This is a genomic window from Pectobacterium sp. F1-1, from assembly GCF_025643735.1.
Lineage (GTDB): Bacteria > Pseudomonadota > Gammaproteobacteria > Enterobacterales > Enterobacteriaceae > Pectobacterium > Pectobacterium colocasium.
The window spans coordinates 3,527,552-3,550,832 of sequence record NZ_CP104733.1 but is presented as its reverse complement, the minus strand read 5'-3'; the positions used below and the strand labels follow the sequence as shown (position 1 = coordinate 3,550,832).

The window sequence follows — 23,281 nt, the reverse complement described above, 5'->3', positions numbered from 1 at the left end:
TTTTATCGTGTTCACACCAACGGTTTATTCGCCGGTCGGTTCACTAGTTTTCTGCGTTGGCTGACGACGCTTACCGATATTTTTGCTATCGCGATGGCGAACTTTCACCTTAACTTTTTCTTTTTCCTTCGCTTTCTTCTCTTTTCTCTGAGCCAGCACTTTTTTCGACGGTTTGCCCGTGGTTTTAGGGCTTGGTGCTTTGGTCGTTGGGCGAAGTTCATCAATGACGCGCGGTTTTAGCGGTTCATTCAGGTAGCGGCTGATTTTTCCCAGCAACAGATGATCGTGCGCTTCGACGAAAGAGATAGCACAGCCTTTACGGCCCGCGCGGCCAGTGCGGCCAATACGGTGAAGATAAGTGTCCGATGTGCGTGGTAAATCGAAGTTGAAGACGTGGCTGACATCGTTAATATCGATGCCGCGTGCCGCCACGTCCGTAGCAACCAGCACGTTGACGCGCCCGTCGCTCAGGCGTTTGATCGCTTCGTTACGTTTGGCCTGCACCATTTCACCTTCGAGGTAGCAGGCGGTAATGCCCGCTTCACGCAGCCAGGCAACCAGTTCATGCACACGCTCACGTTTGCGCACAAAGACAATAGAACGCGTCACATCCGGCTGTTTAAGCTGATGGCAGAGCAGGGCGGTTTTGTGTTTGATGTCGTCGGCGCGGTAATACCATTGCAGAATTTTTTTGCGTTCCCGACGAGATGGATCGGATTCGATTTCAACCGGATCGTTGAGCAAACGCTCGGCGAAATCTTTGATCGCGTCCCCTTCCAGCGTCGCAGAAAAGAGCAGCGTTTGCTTACGCCAGCGGGTTTCCCCGGCGATGTGTTCAATATCCTGAGCGAAGCCCATGTCCAGCATTCTGTCCGCTTCATCCAGAATCAGCGTTTCTACTGCGCGGCAATCGAAGTTTTCTTCTTTGATGTATTGCAGCAGACGACCGGTTGTCGCGACGACGATATCCTGATTTTCACTGAAGACTTCAGCGTGGTTCATGTAGGCAACGCCGCCGGTGATCGTGGCGACATCCAGGTGCGTATGTGCCGCAAACGCACGCGCCTGATCGGCTATCTGCATGGCGAGTTCACGGGTTGGCGTAAGGATCAGAATACGAGGCGGACCTGATTTTTTACGAGGGAAATCGATAAGATGCTGCAAAACCGGCAGCAGATAAGCGGCGGTTTTACCGGTTCCTGTCGGCGCAGAACCCAGTACATCGCGGCCTTCCATCGCCGGTGGGATTGCCGCAGCCTGAATCGCGGTCGGGCGTTCGTAGCCCATGTCACGCAGGGCGTCTAACAGGCTTTCATCAAGATCGAGCTCGGAAAAATTGGTTACAGTCATGGTCTACCTCTGTTTGGGGCGCCGATTATAGACGCATTGGCCGGGTTCTTCACCTGTTTAAGCAGACAACGGCGCTTTTCCTGTACTGACGTTTCACCTATGCTACTGCGGTTTGCGTTTGGAATCTTATTTTCATGAGTCATCAGGCTGATAATAAACTGACATTGCGTCGGGATGGATTTACCTTCAAGCAATTCTTTGTGGCGCACGATCGCTGTGCCATGAAGGTAGGAACCGACGGTATTTTGCTGGGGGCCTGGGCGCCAGTGTGCTCTGCCACGCGGATTCTGGATATCGGCAGTGGTTCCGGTCTGCTCGCGCTGATGCTGGCGCAACGTTCTGAACCGCATGTTCGGATTGATGCCGTCGAACTGGATAGCGCAGCGAGTCAGCAGGCGAAGGAAAACGTTGCAGCTTCGCCATGGGCCGACAGAATTACGGTCTATGCTGAGGACATCGTGGGGTTTGCTGAGACACGAATCGCCGACTACTCCTTGATTATTAGCAATCCGCCTTATTTCCCGCCGGGGATCGCGTGCGGATCGGCTGAACGTGAGCAGGCGCGTTATACCACCTTATTAACTCATGACGCCCTGTTGCGCTGTGCGCATCAACTGCTGGCCCCTGAGGGGCTTTTTTGCGTGGTGCTGCCCGTTCAGGTTGCGGAGAAATTTATTCCGCTGGCACAGCAGCATAACTGGTACGTTCACCAGCAGCTTCGCGTATCTGAACAGGAAGATAAACCCGCGCACCGTGTTTTGCTGGCGTTGTCTCGTCAGACAAGAGAATGTGTGAATGCCTCGCTCGCAATTCGTGATGCAGAAAGACGTTACTCGACGGCTTTCCAACAGCTGACAAAAGATTTTTATCTCTTTATATAACTCTTATTCTTTTATGTAAAAAGCAGACGCCTTGTTGCTGCGTCTGCCTTTGCTGAACGAATGATTCTCTGTGAACGACGATTTTATAAACTATGTCTTTATAAACTACGGCACTAAAATGGTTGGCGTCGGCGCGTCGAACTGTTCTGGATAATCCAGAGTATAGTGCAGCCCGCGGCTTTCTTTTCTTTCCAGCGCGCAGCGGACGATGAGTTCGGCGACCTGCACCAGATTACGCAGCTCCAGCAAATTGTTGGAAATACGGAAGTGGGCGTAATACTCATTGATTTCCTGCTGAAGCAGATGGATGCGGCGCTGTGCCCGCTCCAGCCGCTTCGTGGTTCGTACGATCCCAACGTAATCCCACATAAACAGACGCAGTTCGTGCCAGTTATGCTGGATCACCACCTGTTCGTCGGAGTTGTCGACCTGGCTTTCATCCCAATCTGGTAATTTTTTCACTGCTTTGATTTGCGGTAAGCGCTGCAAGATATCCTCCGCGGCGGACCAGCCGTAAACCAGACACTCCAGTAATGAGTTGGACGCCATGCGATTCGCACCGTGCAATCCGGTGTAGCTGACTTCGCCAATCGCATACAGGCCGTCAAGATCGGTACGGCCATGTTGATCGACCATCACGCCACCGCAGGTGTAGTGTGCCGCAGGGACGATGGGGATCGGTTCACGTGTCAGATCGATGCCGAGAGACTGTAGCTTTTCATCGATGGTCGGGAAGTGCTGTTTGATGAACGCTTCGGGTTTGTGGCTGATATCCAGATACATGCAGTCTGCGCCGAGCCGTTTCATCTCATGGTCAATCGCGCGGGCGACCACGTCGCGTGGGGCCAGTTCGCCTCTGGCGTCGAAGTCGGGCATAAAACGCGTGCCGTCAGGGCGTTTCAGGTATGCGCCTTCACCGCGCAGCGCTTCCGTCAGCAGGAAATTTCGCGCCTGTGGGTGGAATAGGCAGGTCGGGTGAAACTGATTGAATTCCAGATTTGCCACGCGGCAACCCGCGCGCCAGGCCATGGCGATGCCATCACCAGAGGAAATATCGGGATTCGTGGTGTATTGATAAACTTTGGATGCCCCGCCCGTCGCTAAAACTACCGTTTTTGCCCGGCAGGATTCGACGCGCTCGCGTTCACGGTTCCAGATATAAGCACCGACAATGCGACGTGTACCGGGCAAACCCAGCTTATTTGAGGTAATCAAATCGACGGCGTTGCAGCGTTCCATAATCTGAATATTCGGATGGGATAGCGCTTTCTGCACCAGCGTATTTTCCACTTCTTTTCCGGTTGCATCCGCCGCGTGCAGAATTCGACGGTGGCTATGCCCGCCTTCGCGCGTGAGGTGATAGCGTTCTTCGCCGCTGGTGCTGGTTTCAGTATCGAATAGCACGCCTTGTTCGATAAGCCATTGCACGCAGTGTTTGGCATTGCTAGCGATAAACTCAACGGCTTCCCGTTCACACAGGCCATCGCCAGCGATCAGGGTATCTTCGATATGGGAGTCAATCGTGTCGGTTTCATCAAAAACGGCTGCGATGCCGCCCTGAGCATAAAACGTCGCGCCTTCGTTGAGCGGGCCTTTGCTTAATACCGTCACGTTGGCATGAGAAGCCAGACGCAGCGCCAGTGAAAGCCCGGCAGCGCCGCTGCCAATGATTAAAACATCACAGACGTATTCAGTGGTCGTTTGCATGGTTGTGTCGTGGATGCAAAAAGAAGAGGAAATCCGATGTTAGCACCCAATGCTTGATTGCTGCATTGGTTTTTAGCCCCTTCTCTGCGCTATAAATAAACGCATGGCAGATCAGGGGGAATCGTGCGAATACCCCAGATTTATCGTATCATCCCCCGGAAGTACGTAGAGCCTCAAATGAAGACCATTTTTGATAAAGGCAATGTGTGATGAAGAGAATGCGTCATGATACGCATCGCAAAGACAAGTAACGGCGCTAAGCAAAAGAAAAACGATAGCTCGGAACTTTATTGGATGTCTTGGTTCTAATGAGGAGCTTGCTCTAAACATGACTTATATAGCTGGCAGTACTATTTTACGTTTACGCGTGGAGAACGGTTTGAGTAGAGATTACCTCGGATGAGCGAGCAACTGGCAGATCAGGTTCTGGTCGAGCGAGTCCAAAAAGGCGATCAAAAATCGTTTAACTTGTTGGTCGTTCGTTATCAGCATAAGGTAGCGAGCCTGGTATCGCGGTATGTTCCTCAGGGAGACGTGCCGGACGTGGTACAGGAATCGTTCATTAAAGCCTATCGCGCGTTAGAGTCATTTCGCGGCGATAGTGCATTTTATACATGGCTGTATCGTATTGCAGTGAATACGGCCAAGAATTATCTGGTCGCTCAGGGGCGGCGTCCGCCTTCCAGCGACATTGATGCGAATGACGCGGAAAACTATGAAAATGCGGGTGCACTGAAAGAAATATCGAACCCTGAGAATTTAATGTTGTCTGAAGAATTACGAAGCATTGTTTTCCGCACTATCGAGTCTTTGCCAGAAGATTTACGTTTAGCGATTACGCTGCGCGAATTGGACGGTTTAAGCTACGAAGAGATTGCCGTGATTATGGATTGTCCCGTCGGCACTGTTCGTTCTCGTATTTTCCGGGCGCGGGAAGCGATTGATAATAAAGTACAACCGCTTATTCAGCGCTAGCGAGCGTTTTCAGCTATCCGCATGACTAATGATGGATTTGACAAGGTAAGGGTGTCGGTATGCAGAAAGAGAAACTTTCCGCTTTAATGGATGGCGAAGCAGTAGATTCCGAACTGCTAAGCGCATTGTCACGGGATGATGCGTTGCAGCAAAGTTGGCAAAGTTATCATCTAATTCGTGATGCGTTGCGTGGTGATGTCAGTGAAAACGTGATTCATCTGGACATTGCTTCTCGTGTTGCTGCTGCAATCGAGAAAGAACCTGTTCGTCTGGTTCCACAAGCGCAGCCTGAATCTCAGCCACAACCTGTCGAATGGACGAAGATGCCGTTCTGGCACAAAATCCGCCCGTGGGGCAGCCAACTGACGCAAGTTGGTGTTGCTGCCTGCGTATCGTTAGCCGTGATTGTCGGCGTACAAAATTACCAGCAGGGAAATGTATCCGAACCGGTGGTTGAATCCGGCGTGTTCAGTACCTTACCTGCTATGGGCACCGCCTCTCCTGTGAGTCTGGGCGTGCCGTCAGAAAATGTTGCCCCTCACAGCGGTCAGCAGAAATCCGATATGCAGCGCAACCGCCTTAACGCTATTTTGCAGGACTACGAATTACAGCGTCGGCTGCATGCCGAACACGCTCTGCCGCAGGACGATCAGCAAGCGGCCATTCAGGTTCCTGGTACTCAATCATTAGGAACGCAGCCTCGGTAATGAAGCGTGTTTGGTCCGCCGCCTGTTTTCTGATTGGCAGTCTGTTTTATTCTACGTTCGCCCCGGCTCAGAATGTTGAGCCGGGTGCGTTGCTGCAACAGATGAACAGCGCCGTTCGTTCTCTGAATTACGAAATTTCCTTTATCAACATTACCCTGCAAGGGTTCGAGTCGGTACGGTATCGTCATGCCGTGGTCAACAATCGTTCCTTAGCGCAATTGCTGTTTATGGACGGGCCGCGACGCGAGATCGTGCTGCGTGGTAATGAAGTGAGCTACTTCGATCCCGGTTTTGAGCCATTTACGCTCACCAGCGATCATATCGTTGACTCTCTCCCTGCGCTGGTCTTTGCCGATTTCCAGAAACTATCGCCTTATTATGATTTCATTCCCGCCGACGGACGGGTGCGTATTGCCGATCGTCTGGCATCAGGCATTCGAGTCATTTCACGCGATGGGACACGCTACAGTTATATGGTGTGGATTGATGCGGAATCGAAACTTCCATTGCGTATCGATTTGCAGGATCGCAATGGTGACAAGCGGTTGGAACAATTCTTAACGACATCGCTGATTGTTGATGATGATGTGGTGAGCGTGATGCGTCCGCTGGAAGGCATTAAACTGCCTCCTGTGTTACCCCCCACGCTTGCTGGGGAAAAAGGTGATTTTACCTGGGAGCCTGAATGGCTGCCTGCCGGGATGAAAGAACGTTCACACAGCAAAAAAATATTGCCAGGTTCGTCCGTTCCGATCGAAACTCGTCTGTATAGCGATGGTTTATTCAGTTTTTCCATTAACATTAGCCCGTCTTCTGATGTGAGTGAAGAACAGTCGCTGCTTACGGGGCGACGCTCCATTCACACTGTCATGAAAGGCAACCGCGAGATTACCGTCGTCGGTGACATTCCACCTTCTACGGCTAAACGGGTGGCTGACAGCATTATCTTGAAGGGGCAACCGTGATCAAAGAATGGGCGACAGTGGTTTCATGGCAGGATGGCATTGCAGAGCTGCGGTGTGAGCCGAGTGCGGGGTGTGGTAGCTGTAAATCCCGTTCGTCGTGTGGAACCGGCTTATTAAGTCAGCTTGGGCTTTCTGCCGACAATACGCTGTATGTCCCTTACGATCGGCCCTTAGAAGTCGGGCAAAAAGTCGAATTGGGGATTTCTGAGGGGCGGCTGCTGTTCTCCGCCACTCTGGTTTATTTCGTGCCGTTGGTCGGGTTGCTGATTGGTGCGGCGATCTGTCAAACGTTATTTGGCACCGATCTGGCTGCGGTCATCGGCGCGTTGCTGGGCGGTGGGCTGGCGTTTATCGGCGTGAAACGCTGGGCGAAGCAATTGGGTAAGAATAAACGTTATGAACCCGTTATCCTGCAAATTGCGTTGCCTGGCACGCTCTTACAAAATTGACCTGCTTAACCGGGCGTAAATGACGCGCGGAGCGGAAGGAAACGTTGTCCACACGTAGATTATTCACATGTTTGTGATTTTTCGACACGATGTTTGCCACGTAATGACACTTTACTTCCTGCTTTCCTCTTGTTGTTCTGCTATTCCAAATAAAACCGTCATAATCAAGGGGAATGCACCGGACATGACTAGGTTTTCACGCTTCTCGCATGTAGAATGCTGCGATTCAGGTGGAATAACATCGCTGCTGTTTTCACCTATGCGCATGCCCATCGGCAAGAATTTCAGGAATATCAAGGTAGAAAAATTTTTATAATGAAGCACATACGAAATTTCTCCATTATTGCCCATATCGACCACGGTAAATCAACGTTATCTGACCGTATTATCCAGATTTGCGGCGGTTTGACCGAGCGTGAAATGGCTGCGCAGGTTCTGGATTCCATGGATCTGGAACGTGAACGTGGAATAACGATTAAAGCGCAAAGCGTAACGCTGGATTATAAAGCGCAGGATGGCCAAACCTACCAGTTAAACTTCATTGATACCCCAGGGCACGTTGACTTCTCTTATGAAGTTTCCCGCTCGCTGGCTGCCTGCGAAGGCGCGCTGCTTGTGGTTGACGCTGGGCAGGGCGTTGAAGCGCAAACGCTGGCTAACTGCTACACCGCGTTGGATATGAATCTGGAAGTGGTGCCGGTTCTGAACAAAATCGACTTGCCTGCCGCTGATCCGGATCGTGTTGCTCAGGAAATTGAAGACATTGTCGGCATTGATGCTACCGACGCCGTGCGCTGTTCCGCGAAAACCGGGATTGGCGTGCCGGACGTTCTGGATCGTCTGGTGCGTGATATTCCTCCGCCAGAAGGTAGCCCGGATGAGCCGCTACAGGCGCTGATCATCGACTCCTGGTTTGATAACTACCTTGGCGTTGTGTCGCTGGTTCGTATCAAAAACGGCACGATGCGCAAAGGCGATAAAATTAAGGTGATGAGTACCGGCCAGGTTTATAACGCTGACCGTCTTGGTATTTTTACACCGAAGCAGATCGACCGCGATGTCTTGAACTGTGGCGAAGTGGGCTGGCTGGTGTGCGCCATCAAAGATATTTTGGGCGCTCCGGTAGGGGATACCCTGACGCTGGCCCGCCAACCGGCTGAAAAAGCGTTGCCGGGCTTCAAGAAAGTCAAACCGCAGGTCTATGCTGGCCTGTTCCCGATTAGCTCCGATGACTATGAGTCATTCCGTGATGCGCTGGGCAAACTGAGCCTCAATGATGCCTCTCTGTTCTATGAGCCAGAAAGTTCTACCGCGCTGGGCTTCGGCTTCCGCTGCGGCTTCCTGGGTCTGCTGCACATGGAGATCATTCAGGAACGTCTGGAACGTGAATACGATCTGGATCTGATCACCACGGCACCGACGGTAGTGTATGAAGTTGAGACGACGGCAAAAGAAACCGTTTATGTCGATAGTCCCTCCAAACTGCCGCCGCTGAATAATATTCAGGAACTGCGCGAACCGATCGCCGAATGTCACATGTTGCTGCCTCAGGAGTATCTGGGCAACGTGATTACGCTTTGTATCGAGAAGCGCGGCGTGCAGACGAACATGGTCTACCACGGTAATCAGGTTGCACTGACCTATGAGATTCCGATGGCTGAAGTGGTGCTTGATTTCTTTGACCGCCTGAAATCAACGTCTCGTGGTTATGCGTCGCTGGATTACAGCTTCAAACGCTTCCAGGCATCAGACATGGTACGTGTGGATGTGTTGATCAATAACGAGCGTGTGGATGCATTGGCGCTGATCACGCACCGCGATAATTCACAATATCGTGGCCGTGAACTGGTCGAAAAAATGAAAGATCTGATCCCGCGTCAGCAGTTTGATATCGCGATTCAGGCTGCGATTGGTAACCACATTATTGCACGCTCCACGGTTAAGCAATTGCGTAAGAACGTACTGGCCAAGTGTTATGGTGGTGACGTCAGCCGTAAGAAAAAACTGTTGCAGAAACAGAAAGATGGTAAGAAACGTATGAAACAGGTCGGTAACGTCGAGCTGCCGCAAGAAGCGTTTCTGGCAATTCTGCACGTCGGCAAAGACAGTAAATAAATTCTGAGGAGTTGGCATGGCCAATATGTTTGCCGTAATTCTGGCATTGGTGACGCTGGTCACGGGGATTGTCTGGTGTTTAGAGCGCTTTGTCTGGGCACCTGCTCGCCGGAAAAAATTTGCCGCCATGAGCGGTGCCGATCTGGCTGATGGTGCCGTTTCAGCGAAAGCCATTCAACAACCCGGCTGGATTGAAACCATCGCGTCAGTATTCCCGGTCGTGGCGTTGGTATTGGTTGTGCGCTCCTTCATTTATGAGCCGTTTCAAATTCCATCTGGTTCTATGATGCCGACGCTGTTGATCGGTGATTTTATTCTGGTGGAAAAATTTGCCTATGGCATTAAAGAACCCTTCACGCAAAAAACGCTGATCGAAACGGGACATCCGAAGCGCGGCGACGTGGTGGTGTTTAAATATCCGTCCGACCCTAAAGTTGACTTTATCAAACGTGTGGTGGGCGTACCGGGCGATCGTGTCAGTTATAACCCGATGACCAAGCAGGTGACGATTCGTCCATCCTGTCAGGGACAACAGGCGTGTGATACGGCGCTGGCGGTTACATACAGTAATGTACAGCCTAGTGATTTTGTTCAGACCTTCAATCAGCCTGGGCTGGAGTCGCGTAGTGGTTTTTATCAGGTTCCTGCCAATGATAACAGCGTGGATGGTGTCCGTATGGGCACGCGCAAAGAGTCACTGGGCAATGTAACGCACAATATTCTTCTGGTGCCGGGCCAACAGGATCAGCTCGGTGGTTATTACCAGCAATCGCAACAGCAGCTTGCAACATGGGTGGTTCCCGCAGGGCACTACTTCATGATGGGTGATAACCGTGACAACAGTCTGGATAGTCGCTACTGGGGCTTTGTGCCGGAGAGAAATCTGGTCGGTAAAGCCACCGCGATCTGGATGAGCTTTGAGAAACAGGAAGGTGAATGGCCTACCGGTGTTCGTTTGAGTCGCATTGGCGGTATTCATTAACCAAAGTAAGCATTAATCGAAGTAAGCATTCAGCAAAATAAGATACAGGCAGCATTCTGATGCTGTCCGTTGTAGAATATTTTTTGAAACGCTCTTTTTAAAAGAACATGCCCTAAATAATGCGAGTTGCAGAACAAAATATGTCCGTTTTCACAACGCTAATGGACAGGCAACGCGAAGTATGATGGGCAGAAAGGCAGGCTCCCTCGCGGGAGCCAATGCAAACGAAACAGTTTTGACCGAATTGGTAAGCAGGGCTGTTCCGTATGCTGCTGTTTTTGACGCATCGTTGATCTATTGGTAACACATGAATCCCATCCTGATAAATCGTTTACAAAGAAAGCTGGGCTATACTTTTCAGCAGTACGAGCTTTTGTTACAGGCGTTGACGCATCGTAGCGCCAGCAGCAAGCACAATGAAAGACTCGAATTCCTGGGTGATTCCATCCTGAGTTTTGTGATCGCCAATGCGCTGTATCATCGTTTCCCCAAGGTTGATGAAGGGGATATGAGCCGGATGCGGGCGACGCTGGTACGGGGAAATACGCTGGCGGAAATCGCACGTGAATTTGAACTGGGAGAGTGCCTACGCCTCGGTCCTGGTGAATTAAAGAGCGGTGGTTTCCGTCGGGAATCAATTCTGGCTGATACGGTTGAAGCGCTGATCGGCGGCATTTTCCTCGACAGCGACATTCAGACCATCGAACGTTTGATCCTGAACTGGTATCAAACGCGTCTGGATGAAATCAGTCCCGGCGATAAGCAAAAAGATCCGAAAACGCGGTTGCAGGAGTTTCTGCAAGGGCGTCACTTACCTTTGCCGACCTATCTGGTGGTACAGGTTCGTGGGGAAGCACACGATCAGGAGTTTACTATCCACTGTCAGGTGAGCGGCTTTAGCGAGTCGGTCATTGGTACAGGATCGAGCCGTCGTAAAGCCGAACAGGCTGCGGCTGAACAAGCGTTGAAAAAACTGGAGCTTGAATGAGCGAAGTACAGACACACTGCGGTTTTATCGCGATTGTTGGTCGACCAAACGTCGGTAAATCGACGTTATTGAATCAATTACTGGGGCAGAAGATCTCCATTACGTCACGTAAGCCCCAAACGACGCGGCACCGCATCATGGGCATTCACACTGAAGGGCCGTATCAGGCTATTTATGTGGATACGCCGGGATTGCACATTGAGGAAAAACGGGCGATTAACCGCCTGATGAATCGCGCCGCCAGCAGTTCAATCGGTGATGTTGAGCTGATCATTTTCGTTGTTGAAGGGACACACTGGAACGACGACGATGAAATGGTATTGAATAAACTGCGCGATCAAAAACTCCCCGTGCTGTTAGCGATCAATAAAGTCGATAACGTCACGGATAAAACCAAGCTGCTGCCGCATATCCAGTTCCTCAGCCAGCAGATGGATTTCCTTGATGTTGTTCCGATCTCGGCGGAGAAGGGGACGAATGTCGATACGATTGCCAGCATTGTACGTAAGCACTTACCGCAGGCAACGCACCACTTCCCGGAAGATTACATTACCGATCGCTCACAGCGTTTTATGGCATCGGAAATCATCCGTGAAAAACTGATGCGCTTCTTGGGTGAAGAATTGCCGTATTCCGTCACGGTCGAAATCGAACGTTTCGTGACTAACGAACGCGGTGGTTATGATATCAATGGCCTGATTCTGGTTGAGCGTGAAGGCCAGAAAAAGATGGTCATTGGCAATAAAGGCGCCAAAATTAAAACCATTGGTATTGAGTCTCGTCAGGATATGGAAGAGATGTTCGAGGCCAAGGTGCACCTTGAGCTGTGGGTTAAAGTGAAATCCGGCTGGGCAGATGACGAACGTGCCCTGCGCAGCCTGGGTTATAGCGAAGACCTGTAAGGTTCACGCCGATGGAAGGCTGGCAGCGCGCATTTGTCTTACATGGGCGACCTTATAGTGAAACCAGCTTGTTGCTGGATCTGTTTACCGAAAGCGATGGCCGCGTTCGCGTGCTTGCCAAAGGCGCGCGAGCCCGTCGCTCTAGCCTGAAAGGTTGTTTACAGCCTTTCACTCCGCTGCTGGTGCGCTGGAGTGGCCGGGGAGAAGTGAAAACGTTACGCAGCGCCGAGCCTGTTTCGCTTGCGTTACCCCTGACTGGCACGATGCTTTATAGCGGTTTATACGTTAACGAACTGCTGGCTCGCGTGCTGGAGCATGAAACCAACTACTCCGCTCTTTTCTTCGATTATCTCCACTGTTTACAACATCTTGCTGCACAGGATGCCTCCCCTGAACCGGCATTAAGACGTTTTGAGTTAGCGCTGCTGGGCTATCTGGGGTACGGCGTGGATTTCCTGCATTGTGCCGGTAGCGGTGAACCTGTGGCAGATACCATGACCTATCAATATCGAGAGGAAAGGGGATTTATTGCCAGCCTGGTGATCGATAATAAAAGTTTTACCGGGCATGAGCTACGCTCTCTGGCATCGCGTGAATTTCCTGACAGTGGCACACTGAAGGCGGCAAAGCGTTTCACCCGCATCGCGTTAAAGCCCTATCTGGGGGGAAAACCACTGAAAAGTCGCGAACTGTTCCGTCAGTTTGTTCCTGCTGTTAATTTGTCCAAACCCACACCTTCTGATAAATAATCCCGTCTCCTCTGTACCCTGCCGCTGTGACATCGGTGTAAACTGCCACGTAACGTGCATGACTTTACCGAGGATTTATCATGGCTGAACTGCTGCTTGGCGTTAACATCGATCACATTGCAACGCTGCGTAATGCGCGTGGAACGGCGTATCCCGATCCTGTTCAGGCGGCTTTTGTCGCTGAGCAAGCGGGAGCGGACGGCATCACGGTGCACTTACGTGAAGATCGTCGCCATATTACGGATCGTGATGTGCGGATCCTGAGAGAAACGCTCCAAACTCGCATGAACCTTGAAATGGCGGTCACGGAAGAAATGCTGAACATTGCCTGTGAGGTAAAGCCGCATTTTTGTTGTCTGGTGCCGGAAAAACGCCAGGAAGTGACAACAGAAGGCGGGCTGGATGTCGCGGGCCAGCAGGAAAAAATCAATAACGCGGTTGCCAGGCTCAGTCAGGCTAACATACTGGTTTCGCTCTTTATTGATGCGGATAAACGGCAAATTGATGCTGCTGTTGCCAGCGGTGCGCCTTATATCGAGATTCATACCGGGGCATACGCCGATGCCCTAGATGATGAAGCACGTCAACATGAGTTCGAGCGCATTCGTGATGCGGCGACTTACGCTGCGGCCAAAGGGCTGAAAGTCAATGCTGGCCACGGTTTGACGTACCATAACGTTCAGCCGATTGCGGCGTTGCCGGAAATGCATGAATTAAATATCGGGCATGCGATTATCGGGCGCGCGGTGATGAGCGGGTTGAAGGATGCGGTTGCCGAAATGAAAAGTTTGATGCGGGAAGCGCGTCGCTGATGGCGATTCTTGGGCTCGGAACGGATATTGTCGAAATTGCCCGTATTGAAGCGGTGATTGAGCGTTCAGGTGAGCGATTAGCTCGCCGCGTTCTGACGGATGCTGAATGGGAACATTATCGGCAGCATCAGCAGCCTGTTCGTTTCCTTGCCAAGCGTTTTGCCGTGAAAGAGGCGGCTGCAAAAGCTTTCGGGACCGGAATTCGCAACGGGCTCGCGTTTAACCAGTTTGAAGTTTTTAATGACGAACTGGGTAAGCCCTGTTTGCGATTTTTTGCTAAAGCGGCAGAGCTGGCTGAACAGATGGGCGTCAAACACGTCCATGTGACGCTGGCTGACGAAAGACGCTATGCCTGTGCGACGGTGATTGTCGAAAGCTGATTATCTGTAACTGGATGCTTAAATTCTGTCGGCATGGTGCATGAGCACATATTTTTCCCACAGCTGTTCATTACCTTCAACATGGTTTGGATCTTTAACGATCGTGTTGTCGATCGGGCAGACTTTCTGACACGTAGGCGTGTCATAGTGACCAACACACTCCGTACAGCGAGTGGTATCAATTTCATAAATGTCCATGCCCATGGAGATGGCCTGATTAGGACATTCAGGTTCACACATGTCACAGTTGATGCATTTATGGGTGATGAGTAACGCCATGATGTTCTTCTACCTTACAAACAGGGCGCAGATTATACCCGTTGGGGCGCGTTTAAACACGCGTAACCGTCATGGATGCAGAATATACTGCCAGAATCGGTTCTGGTTGTTTTTGACCAACCCTTTTTCCGGGCGGTTTATTGCGGGTTTTACGTGTTTTCGGGGCCCTTCAGCATGTAACCGATTGGCTGCATAAATAGTGAGGTTACAGGGTAAAATTACCATCTGTTCGTTAAATTGGTTTCATACGCATGCTTTAGACTGTATGAATCAGCCAGTGCGACTGTGTTTCTTGGGTTTTAATTTATTGATTTACAATTTAAATAAATTTAGTTGTGATATTGAACCACTTATTTTTGTCATATCAATGGACATTGATTTAATCGGTATTGCCGATGAAGTTTGCATCTGGAGAGTCGATGACGGTGCATGTCCGTATGATATAATTTTATAACTAATAGTGTCAGTTTAATGGCGGAACTCATAGTGCAGCAGGAAGGTCATTTTAATCAGGTTGGGGCCGGATTTTTCCAACAGGGAAACGAGGAGTCATTAAGCGCTGATTACTGGCATCAATGTCAACGGCGGTATACTTTTCAGCCAATTTATCGAACATCAGGTAAATTAATGGCTATTGAGTTACTGACTTCCGTTTTTTCTCCTACCCTGCCGCAAAAATTCATCTCTCCTGAAAAATACTTCGCGAATATTGATGTTGAAACCCGCCTGTTAATTATTGTAGAACAGCTGCAACTTTTATCTGAGTGGAGTTTTCGATTTACTCGCGACGATCTTTTTGCCTCCGTCAATATTGATGGTATGACGCTACTGGCGCTGCAAAATAATCTTGAAGCCAAACGCCTGATCGCAGCAATGCCCTGGATTCGTTTTGAAATGGTCGAAAATCAGGGAGGGCTGCCAAAAGAAATATTAACCAAGCTTCCTGAAGCGCAAACACTGTGGCTGGATGATTTCGGCTGCGGTATGGCGAATTTTTCATCACTGATGCTGGCTCAATACGATTGCATTAAAGTAGCGCGTGAGCTCTTTATTCTCCTGCAACAGAGTGGTGAGGGGAAGACCGTGTTTCCGGCGCTGATCGCTTTGCTATCGCGTTTTTGCAACTATGTTGTGATTGAGGGGATCGAAACTAAGGAGGAGTGGGCAATTGTGCAAGCATCTCATGCTTACGCCGCACAAGGGTACTATCTCTCGCGCCCTCAGCCATTTGAGAACTTTGAGGCACTGAAGCTCGAACTTTAAGTGGTAACCTGTTGTTTAGGCTATCACTTTTTGTATTAACGTACTGTTATATGCCCTTCTACTCCTCCCCGCTATATTCATTCATTATATTTTCTAATATATCATTGTCGTACAAAATATCTCCTCTTTAGCCGCTCAGCATTCCCCTCTGATTTACAACGCATAATACTGAATTTTGTTTTAATTTTGTTATTTAGTTCTTGTTTTATTTGTTATGGCAGTATTTAATTTTAGATAGATGATAAGAAGAAGGACTGCTGATTTTGCATCAAATTATGACATATATAATCAAACGCTTGCGTTAATGATTTTATTTTTTTCTTTTAATTATTTGATTTTTAATGGTAAAAAAATATAATGTTTACTGTTAACGATCAAAAATCATTTTGTGATAGATTTTGTTGATTAAAACAATGATACTTATTGGTATAATTGATTTGCTTACAAAAAATTGATGTTCAGAATATATCGCCATGTACCCTTAGGAATATTCTTTTATTCCATTAGAGAAGCTTATAACCCGAACAATTACTACTATTAAATTAAGATACTCTTTTGAATTTGTTGTTTTTATCTGCGCACAGTCATATGCGAGGGCTTTATGCTGACGTTGCTATGTTTCTAAATACTCCTGCTTCATGGAGCGTTTTTTCTTTCATCCTTTCTGCTCTCCGGAAATGCACCAGTCCCGAAAATCGACGGGGTAGGGGTTTGTTACCGGGATTTTTCGTCATCAGCGTTGTGATTTGTACGATCAGGACCACTCGGGCCTGAGGAGAGTGTTATTGTGTATGAAATTATAATAACCCTACTATTGCTGTTGTTATTGTTTTCTTCTGTAAAAAATAGAAAAATTAAACAAAAGTTTAAAACTGAGCAGAAAAAGCAAGATTTTCTCAACATGACTTTCTTTGCGATGGAATATAGTCCAGCTTCAATTATGATCGCAGATGAAAATTGTGAAATTATTTACGTCAATCGTCAGTTTATTACCATGTCAGGCTATATGCCGGATGAGGTTATCGGCAAAAAAACGAATATATTAAACTCGGGTATGACTAACGCCAGCGTCTATGAAGATCTGTGGTCTACCATAAATAAAGGTAATGTTTGGAGTGGTGAGTTCGTTAACCGACGCAAAGATGGACAGTTGTATTGGGAAAAGGCCAATATCGTTAAAATATATAATAAGGCGAGTAACACAACCCAGTATGTCGGCATTAAGTTAGATATTACGGAACGAAAATCACAGGAACATCATGATAATTCATACAATCGTGCACTGGAATTGTTATCAAGTGGCGCACCACTGAAAGATATTCTGGATGCGATCATTTTCAGCGTCGAGGAAAAAAATCCAGGTCGTATCGTTTGTTCTGTCTTGTTGGTCGATAAAGACAAAAAATGCCTGACGCTTGGATCGGCGCCGAGCCTGCCGGGCTTTTATAAAAATGCCATTCACAATGTGAAAATTGCCGATGGTGTGGCTTCTTTTGGTACCGCTGCTTATACCGGAAAGCGCGTCATTGCTGATGATATTTCTGTCCATCCGCATTGGTCGTTATACAAAGGGCTCGCATTGTATGCTGGGCTGCGTTCCTGCTGGTCTGAACCTATCATCGGTCAGAACAAAGAAATATTAGGTGTTTTAAGCGTTTACCATCGCAAAGTGTATGTCCCGGCTGAAGAGGAAATCTTCTCTATTGAGAAATCGGCACAGCTGATTGCGATAGCCATAGAGCGGTATCATGCCATTGATATGCTGCGGCGCAGCGAGGAACACTATCGTCAACTGGCGCACTATGACTCATTAACGTCATTGGCTAATGGCCTGACATTTGCCGAGCAGATGGAGCAGGCGATTCTGTTATCCAAACAAACGGGCAGGAAAATTGCGCTGATGTTTCTGGATCTCGATAAATTTAAACAGATAAACGACTCGTTCGGGCATGCTGTTGGCGATTTGCTATTGAAAGAAGCCGCGGCGCGTATGCGCGGTGCGGTTCGTGATTCAGATACGGTATATCGCCGTAGCGGTGACGAATTTATTATTCTGCTTCAGGGGCTTAAGGAAATTGACAATACGCTTTATGTGGCAGATAAAATCCATAATGCGTTGAACAAGCCTTTCGAGATCGATGGGAAAACGCTGGATATATCATGCAGTATCGGTATTGCGTTGTATCCAGAACACGGTACAGACTCTCTGACATTGGCAATTAATGCTGATTCTGCCATGTATCAGGCTAAGGCCATGGGGCGTAGTCAAACTCAGATTTATCACAATATGAACGATCATTGATAAATGGAATAGAAAAAAGGCGCTTGTTTGGGCGCCTTTTTTATTATCTTTCCCGTAGTGCTTCTGCTTTTGCTCGAATAATTGGTTTTAACAAATAGCTGAGGATCGTTTTCTTTCCCGTTATTATATCAACAGAGGCTACCATACCTGGAATGATAAGAAGTGGTTTATCGGCTGAGCCTAAATAATTCTTATCAGTCCGTAAGCGAATAATATAAAAGCTGTTCCCTTCTTTATCGGTTACGGTATCTGGGCTGATTTGTTCCAACTGGCCTTTTAAACCACCATAGATGGTGTAGTCATAGGCTGTTAATTTTATGATGGCGTTCTGACCTGGGTGCAAAAACGCAATATCCTGTGGCCGAATCCTGGCTTCCACCAACAGGTTATCGTCCAGTGGAACAATCTCCACCAGGTCGCTACCCGGCTGAATCACCCCGCCGATGGTATTCACTAAAACCTGCTGCACAATACCGCGAACGGGGGAGACGACCAGCGTTCGGTTTACCCGGTCTTCAAGTGCTTTGCCCGTGGCTTCAATTTTGTTCAGGTTGGTTTGTGCTTCACTTAGCTGAGATAACGCCTCGCTTTTATAACGGCTGCGCGTTTCCTCTATTTTATTCTCGCTCTCTTTAATCGCAGACTCCGCCCGCGGAATCGAAAGCTTGATGGAATCAAGCTGGCCACGGGTTTCGACCTCTGCGCGGCGCAGGCGTAAAACTTCTACTTTAGAAATTGCACCTTCTGCGATCAGCGGTTCTGACATTTTAATTTCTTGCTGGAGCAGACCCAGACTATTGCGGAACTGAATTTCCTTGGCAGAGAAATCTCTCAGTTCCTGGCGACGCTGGATCAACTGCTCTTCCAAACCGGACACCTCATTGTGGAGCTGCTGGCGGCGGCTGTTATACAGCTCTTTTTCTCCTGCTGCGATTTTGGGCGCTTGCGTTGTAATTTCTTCCGAAAGCACCAGATCCCGATCGTTGATTTCGGCGTTCAGACGTTCAATGCGCGAGAGCAGCGCAAGCCGATCGGCCTCTGTTTCACCGACGTTGGACGCAAAACGTGTATCATCAAGACGCAGCAAAGGATCGCCGGCATTGACGACCTGGCCTTCACGTATGAACACTTCCGTGACGATCCCACCTTCCAGGTTTTGGATTTTTTGCAATCGGGAAGAGGGGATGGCTTTACCGTCACCCCGCGTGACTTCATCAATATCCGCCAGCCCGGCCCACAGGATGAAAAACAGGAAAAAAGCGCCGATAGCCCATAGTGTAAAGCGAATAGAACGTGGCGAATCTTCAGCCATTGCCCGGCTCACTTCAGGCATCGTTTGCAGGCTTTCTTCATCTCCGCCGACAAAATAGCGTTTGATTCGTTTGATATATTTACCGAGACGCATTGATCTGCCCCTTCTTCAACGCATCCATCACGATCGCCTTCGGCCCATCCGCGATAATTTTGCCTTTATCGACGATCACTAAACGATCGACCAGTGCCAGCATGGAAACCCTATGGGTAACCAGTAAAAGCGTTTTTTCCGCAATGACGGGGGCCAAAGCCTGCTTTAACCGATCTTCACTGGTGTTATCCATCGAACTGGTGGGTTCATCCAGCACCAGAATCGGCGGATCGAGCAACAGCGCTCTGGCTATCGCGACAGCCTGACGCTGCCCGCCGGAGAGCTGTTGACCGCGTTCGCCAACCTGAAGGTTGTAGCCATCCGGATGCAGACGGGCAAATTCGTTCACCCCTGAAATCTCTGCGGCTCGCAGCATCGCTTCATCTTCGACATAGCGTGCGCCACTAATCAGGTTATTGCGCAGTGAGCCACTAAATAGCTGAATATCTTGAGGAACATAGCCGATATTGTGGCGTAAATCGCTGACATCCAACTGACGGGCATCGACGCCGTCGATCAGAATATTGCCGGTGTTAGGCTGATAGAGGTTCACTATCAGTTTTTGCAGTGAGCTTTTTCCTGACCCGCTACGACCAATAACGCCGACTTTCTCGCCGGGAGCGATGGTCAGGCTGATGCCTTGCAGCGAACTGGTTTTTTGTTCTGGATAATTGAACGTCACATCGCGAAATTCGATACCGCCCCGGATGCTCTCGCGCTTCAGCGGACGTTCGTTATCGCTACGCTCTTGTGGCAACTGCATCATTTGTTCGGTGGTTTGCATCGTCAAACGCGCCTGCTGGTAACGGCTGACCAAACCAGACAGTTGGCCCAGCGGCATAAGCGCTCTGCCGTTCAGCATGTAACAGGCAATCAATCCACCCATACTGAGCTTACCGTTAATCAGCATGTAGACGCCGACGACGATCATGGCAACACCGGCAAATTGCTGGAACCATTGCGTCAGGTTTACTGCCAGTGAAGACAACGCCTTGGCCCGCATTTCCAGCTTGCTCAGGCTACCAATAGTCTGTTCCCATTGGTGCTGACGTTCACTTTCTGCATTATTGACCTTGATTGCATCCAGACAGCTCAGCGTTTCGATCAGCGTAGCCTGCCGCTCGCTGGCAAGGTGCATTGTTTTTTCAATGGTGGCGGATAGCGGCTTTTGCATCGCCCAACTCGCCAACAGGGCGATAGGGTAGGCGAGGATGGAAACCCAGACCAGCGGGCCGCCGATAATGCCGATAACCAACAACAGAAGCAGCGTAAAAGGAAAGTCGATCAGTGTCGTCAGCGTCAGCGAGGAAAGGAAGTCTCTGAGCGATTGAAATTCATGAATATTCTGCGCAAAGCTACCGACACGTGGTGGCCGGGCCTTCATCGACATACCGGTAATGCGTTCAAATAGCGTGGCGGAAATAATCAGATCGGTTTTTTTACCGGCCATATCAAGGCAAATGCCGCGCAGCGTTTTGAGTATCAAATCGAAAACAAAAGCACCAGTAACGCCGATAGCCAACACCCACAATGTCGCCGTTGCCTGATTCGGCACAACCCGATCATAGACATTCATCACGAACAGCGGCGTAGCCAGTGCGATGATGTTCACCAGCAGCGTGGCGAGGATGGCATCGAGGTAGAGCGAACGTGAAAGCTTAAGCGTATCCTTGAACCAGGATTTGGTTCGGGGGATCAGCGACGGATTTTGCAGATCGAACTGGTGACGAGGCTGGGCGAACATCACCAGGCCCAGATAATTCTGTTGCAGCGTATTGTGCTCGACGGAAATTTCCCCGCCTTCTGTTTCGCTGGGCATCAGGCGTGCGCTACCGTCAGCGTTCCAGCCTAGCAGAATTGCCGCGCGTCCTTCCCGTAACAGCAACATCGCGGGGAGTGACATGTCGGAAATTTTATTCAACGAACGTTTGAGAACACGCCCTTGCAGCCCTGCACGCGCCGCAGCTCTCGGAAGCAATTTTACCGATAACCGCTGGTTGGCTAAGGGGAGCCCGGCGGTGAGTGTGGTACGGCTGACCGATTTCCCCTGCAAGGCACAGAGGATCAGTAAACTATCCAATAGCGGGTCATCATGACGGCTACGAGGGTCACTATTATTTTCATGCGCGGCAGTCGCTTCATGAACGGCCGTTGACTCATGAACAACCGTTGATTCATGAAAAACAGCAGACTCATGGGCGACAGGCTCCTGGGTAACTGATGTATCAGAACCATGAGTCTCTTGTACTGAATGCAACTTCATTTAACGGAACGTTCCCTTACGCAACGTAATTCCCTCGCATATAAACCATAATTTATCGCCGTCTGACCAATGAAATATATTAATTAAGGCTCGGCAACTCTGCGTGGGTGGTTACGTTTGTCAAGCTGGTACCGGCCTCAGGTGCTGGGATCGCCAAACGATTTAATAGTTCTCCCATGCGTGATGCGATCCGGTATTCGGTATAGAGTGAAGTGAAGCGAACCTCGACCAGACGGCGTTGTGCTGTGAACAGCTCGTTTTCACTGTCCAGCAAGTCCAATAGCGTCCTTTCCCCCAGGCCAAATTGTTTTTGATAGGCGGTACGCACTTTCATACTGCGGTCGGCATACTCGGCGGCGATCGGCAACTGTTGACGCGAGTTATTTAACGCTGACCAGGCTAGTTTTAGCTCTTCGCTCAGCAGGCGCAGGGCATTATTTCGCACATCCTGCGCTTCTTTTACCTGATAGGCTTTTGATTCCATATTCGCCTTGCTGCTACCGCCTTCATACAGGTTGTAGCGCATCCGCACCATCGCCTGCCATTCATTGTTTTGGCCGCGCGTCCCGTCAACGTTGTTATCCATCGTACGAGAGAGTTCAACGTTGAGGCGTGGATAAAATGTTGATTTTGAAGCCTCATATTGTTGCTGTGTGGCTTCAATATCTGACTCCGCGGATTTCAGCGCCGGGCTGTTAGCCAGCATGATGCGCTGGGCTTCTTCCAACGAGGCGGGGAGTTTTATCACAGAAGCATCGGGCATCACCAAATTATCGGGTACTTTGCCTACAATGCTCATGTAGTTGATTTTGGCATCGTCCAGATTGGTTTGCTCTGTCAGCACGTTATTACGAGCCTGTGCGAGACGAGCTTCGGCCTGATCCAAATCGGCCAATCGACCAACGCCCTGTTCGCTGCGCAGTCTGATTTGATCGTAAATACGCTCATGGCTTGTCAGGTTGGCTTGCGCCAGACGGACGAATTCCTGACGCTGTAACACATTGAGATAAACCTGAACCGTATCTAACGCTGTCGACTCACTAGTATTTAATACTTTATAGGCGCGTGAATTGACGGTGGCGCGTTGTCTGCCGACCTCACTTGAGGTGGCGAAACCATCGAACACCGTCTGGCTTAGATTAATACTCGATTCCTGACGGCTGAGTTCAACGCGCTTATTAGCGCTGGCACGTGTTGAGGGGCTATCGGTTTCTTCGCGGCCCACGCCTGCGCTTAGGGTGATGGAGGGAAGATATCCTCCTTTTGCTGCGCGTAAATCATGTTCGGCAGAAAAACGATTATTAATGGATGCACTCACTTCGGGGTGGGTGTAGAGCGTGCTTCTAATGGCTTCCTGAATCGTCTCGGCATGGAGCGCTGTGGAAAAAACAGTAATAAAAGGCAATAAAGCAAATTGGTATCTACGAATCATCAGCAGTTTTCCTTCACAAAAACTTTATTTGTGATTATTCCTATTGGAGTATTTGAATGTTATATAAACGCTTAACGAATTGATTTTATTTTATTCCATTTATATCAATGTTTTAATTTATTTTTCTGATGCATCTAAGGCGAAAAAAATAGAAATTACTCTAAGTGAGTAAAGTTCTGGAAAGAATATTCTGAATTTTTTATTATATCGTGCATTGAGTCAAGCGTTTGACGCATCACAACAACCCTATCGTAACGCTTTTTTTAATAAAATGTCAGGATGACACACAGCAAACCAACCCTATCAGGATGATAGCAAAAATCTATAGCCGCAATATCGCCACATTATAAAAATAATTATAGATATCAAGGAGAA

Annotated in this window: 21 protein-coding genes; 14 read left to right on the top strand and 7 right to left on the bottom strand. The window is 49.2% G+C overall.

The genetic code is table 11. The features are described from left to right. Positions 1–24: 24 nt before the first annotated feature. Positions 25–1,350, bottom strand: a complete 1,326-nt coding sequence (srmB, locus tag NAL19_RS15790; RefSeq protein WP_263057843.1) for an ATP-dependent RNA helicase SrmB — start codon at positions 1,348–1,350, stop codon at positions 25–27. 134 nt (positions 1,351–1,484) lie between these two features. On the opposite strand from srmB, the gene trmN reads away from it, so the two are divergent. Further along, positions 1,485–2,231, top strand: a complete 747-nt coding sequence (trmN, locus tag NAL19_RS15785) for a tRNA(1)(Val) (adenine(37)-N(6))-methyltransferase TrmN (RefSeq protein WP_263057842.1) — start codon at positions 1,485–1,487, stop codon at positions 2,229–2,231. Positions 2,232–2,336: 105 nt separating this feature from the next. Here trmN and nadB read toward each other — a convergent pair whose 3' ends face one another. Next, positions 2,337–3,938 carry an L-aspartate oxidase gene (nadB, locus tag NAL19_RS15780; RefSeq protein WP_263057841.1) on the bottom strand — a complete coding sequence of 534 codons (1,602 nt, stop codon included), beginning with the start codon at positions 3,936–3,938 and terminating at the stop codon, positions 2,337–2,339. Positions 3,939–4,337: 399 nt separating this feature from the next. Between nadB and rpoE the strand changes: the two genes are divergently transcribed. The 4 genes from rpoE to rseC are packed head-to-tail and all read left to right on the top strand — an operon-like array spanning position 4,338 to position 7,034. Further along, positions 4,338–4,913, top strand: coding sequence for an RNA polymerase sigma factor RpoE (gene rpoE / locus NAL19_RS15775; protein ID WP_005973561.1), 576 nt, complete (start codon positions 4,338–4,340; stop codon positions 4,911–4,913). 59 nt (positions 4,914–4,972) lie between these two features. Continuing rightward, positions 4,973–5,620, top strand: a complete 648-nt coding sequence (gene rseA, locus NAL19_RS15770; RefSeq protein WP_263057840.1) for an anti-sigma-E factor RseA — start codon at positions 4,973–4,975, stop codon at positions 5,618–5,620. After that, the gene (gene rseB, locus NAL19_RS15765) at positions 5,620–6,585 is read left to right on the top strand and encodes a sigma-E factor regulatory protein RseB (protein WP_225085452.1); all 966 of its coding nucleotides are present in this window, start codon (positions 5,620–5,622) and stop codon (positions 6,583–6,585) included. Before rseA ends, rseB begins: the two co-directional genes overlap by 1 nt. Beyond that, entirely contained in the window at positions 6,582–7,034 is a 453-nt protein-coding gene (gene rseC, locus NAL19_RS15760) for a SoxR-reducing system protein RseC (RefSeq protein WP_225085451.1), read from the top strand. Before rseB ends, rseC begins: the two co-directional genes overlap by 4 nt. 111 nt (positions 7,035–7,145) lie before the next feature. Here the strand turns inward: rseC and NAL19_RS15755 are convergent, their stop codons facing one another. After that, positions 7,146–7,358 (bottom strand): hypothetical protein, encoded by a 213-nt coding sequence (locus NAL19_RS15755; protein ID WP_047710066.1) that lies wholly within the window; start codon positions 7,356–7,358, stop codon positions 7,146–7,148. Here NAL19_RS15755 and lepA point away from each other — a divergent pair. From lepA to acpS, 7 genes are all read left to right on the top strand, one after another. Next, positions 7,350–9,149 carry a translation elongation factor 4 gene (gene lepA, locus NAL19_RS15750; protein ID WP_180743915.1) on the top strand — a complete coding sequence of 600 codons (1,800 nt, stop codon included), beginning with the start codon at positions 7,350–7,352 and terminating at the stop codon, positions 9,147–9,149. The genes NAL19_RS15755 and lepA overlap by 9 nt on opposite strands. Before the next feature lie 16 nt (positions 9,150–9,165). Next, positions 9,166–10,131 (top strand): signal peptidase I, encoded by a 966-nt coding sequence (gene lepB, locus NAL19_RS15745; protein ID WP_225085450.1) that lies wholly within the window; start codon positions 9,166–9,168, stop codon positions 10,129–10,131. Positions 10,132–10,438: 307 nt separating this feature from the next. Further along, complete coding sequence (rnc, locus tag NAL19_RS15740; RefSeq protein WP_010280465.1) at positions 10,439–11,119, top strand: ribonuclease III; 681 nt, start codon at positions 10,439–10,441, stop codon at positions 11,117–11,119. Next, the gene (gene era / locus NAL19_RS15735; protein WP_015841243.1) at positions 11,116–12,021 is read left to right on the top strand and encodes a GTPase Era; all 906 of its coding nucleotides are present in this window, start codon (positions 11,116–11,118) and stop codon (positions 12,019–12,021) included. The genes rnc and era overlap by 4 nt, the downstream gene beginning before the upstream one ends. A gap of 11 nt (positions 12,022–12,032) precedes the next feature. Then, complete coding sequence (gene recO, locus NAL19_RS15730) at positions 12,033–12,770, top strand: DNA repair protein RecO (RefSeq protein ID WP_263057839.1); 738 nt, start codon at positions 12,033–12,035, stop codon at positions 12,768–12,770. An 80-nt stretch (positions 12,771–12,850) separates the two neighbouring features. Beyond that, a complete protein-coding gene (gene pdxJ / locus NAL19_RS15725) occupies positions 12,851–13,582 on the top strand; it encodes a pyridoxine 5'-phosphate synthase (protein WP_263057838.1) in 732 nt (243 codons plus the stop codon). Continuing rightward, complete coding sequence (acpS, locus tag NAL19_RS15720; RefSeq protein ID WP_225085447.1) at positions 13,582–13,962, top strand: holo-ACP synthase; 381 nt, start codon at positions 13,582–13,584, stop codon at positions 13,960–13,962. The genes pdxJ and acpS overlap by 1 nt, the downstream gene beginning before the upstream one ends. Positions 13,963–13,980: 18 nt before the next feature. On the opposite strand, the gene NAL19_RS15715 is transcribed toward acpS, so the two are convergent. After that, positions 13,981–14,241 carry a YfhL family 4Fe-4S dicluster ferredoxin gene (locus NAL19_RS15715; protein ID WP_180743920.1) on the bottom strand — a complete coding sequence of 87 codons (261 nt, stop codon included), beginning with the start codon at positions 14,239–14,241 and terminating at the stop codon, positions 13,981–13,983. 471 nt (positions 14,242–14,712) lie between these two features. Between NAL19_RS15715 and pdeH the strand changes: the two genes are divergently transcribed. Both pdeH and NAL19_RS15705 read left to right on the top strand, forming a co-directional pair. Beyond that, complete coding sequence (pdeH, locus tag NAL19_RS15710; RefSeq protein ID WP_263057837.1) at positions 14,713–15,504, top strand: cyclic-guanylate-specific phosphodiesterase; 792 nt, start codon at positions 14,713–14,715, stop codon at positions 15,502–15,504. A 787-nt stretch (positions 15,505–16,291) separates the two neighbouring features. Beyond that, positions 16,292–17,806, top strand: coding sequence for a bifunctional diguanylate cyclase/phosphodiesterase (locus NAL19_RS15705; RefSeq protein ID WP_225085445.1), 1,515 nt, complete (start codon positions 16,292–16,294; stop codon positions 17,804–17,806). Positions 17,807–17,849: 43 nt separating this feature from the next. Here the strand turns inward: NAL19_RS15705 and NAL19_RS15700 are convergent, their stop codons facing one another. From NAL19_RS15700 to NAL19_RS15690, 3 genes are all read right to left on the bottom strand, one after another. Next, positions 17,850–19,211, bottom strand: a complete 1,362-nt coding sequence (locus NAL19_RS15700; RefSeq protein ID WP_263057836.1) for an HlyD family type I secretion periplasmic adaptor subunit — start codon at positions 19,209–19,211, stop codon at positions 17,850–17,852. Further along, entirely contained in the window at positions 19,198–21,474 is a 2,277-nt protein-coding gene (locus NAL19_RS15695; protein ID WP_263057835.1) for a type I secretion system permease/ATPase, read from the bottom strand. The genes NAL19_RS15700 and NAL19_RS15695 overlap by 14 nt, the downstream gene beginning before the upstream one ends. Before the next feature lie 79 nt (positions 21,475–21,553). Further along, complete coding sequence (locus NAL19_RS15690; protein WP_225085442.1) at positions 21,554–22,906, bottom strand: TolC family outer membrane protein; 1,353 nt, start codon at positions 22,904–22,906, stop codon at positions 21,554–21,556. Positions 22,907–23,281: the final 375 nt, after the last annotated feature.